This window comes from Corallococcus praedator, from assembly GCF_003612125.1.
GTDB classification, from domain to species: domain Bacteria; phylum Myxococcota; class Myxococcia; order Myxococcales; family Myxococcaceae; genus Corallococcus; species Corallococcus praedator.
Map to the genome: position 1 here is coordinate 1 of NZ_RAWI01000949.1, position 463 is coordinate 463.

Consider the following 463-nt stretch of genomic DNA (forward strand, 5'->3'; position numbering starts at 1 on the left):
CCACGCGTAGCCGAGCGTCTGGGCGGGCTGGTCGTCGGACACGGACGCGGTCCACGCGACGTCGGAGGTGCCCGCGAGGCGGGATGCGGACAGGCCCTTGATGACGGGCGCGAAGAGGATGCGCACGGTGGTGCCCAGCGAGTCGGTGGAGCGGTCCGCGGGCAGCACGCGCGTGGTGAACGTGGTGCTGATGGAGTGGCCGGCGGGGTTGGTGACGGTGAGCGAGTGGGTGAAGTCCACGGGGCTCGGCAGGCCGAAGGGGGGCAGGTAGCGGGCGACGAACGCGCCGGAGGTCCCGGTGAGCGTGAACGTCCCGCTGGAGGGCACGAAGGAGCCCCCGGCGGGGTCGGCGGTGAGGACGAAGGACAGGGCTTCGTTGGCGTTGGCTTCGACGAAGAAGGTGACGGTGGCGGGCTGGCCGAAGACGAACTCCCCGGGCAGTTGGATGCGCGGGATGCGGGGC

At 71.9% G+C, this 463-nt stretch carries 1 pseudogene; it reads right to left on the bottom strand.

Annotated features, from left to right (window positions below):
- A pseudogene (locus D7Y13_RS46345) lies at positions 1-463 on the bottom strand (RCC1 domain-containing protein); the annotation flags it as partial.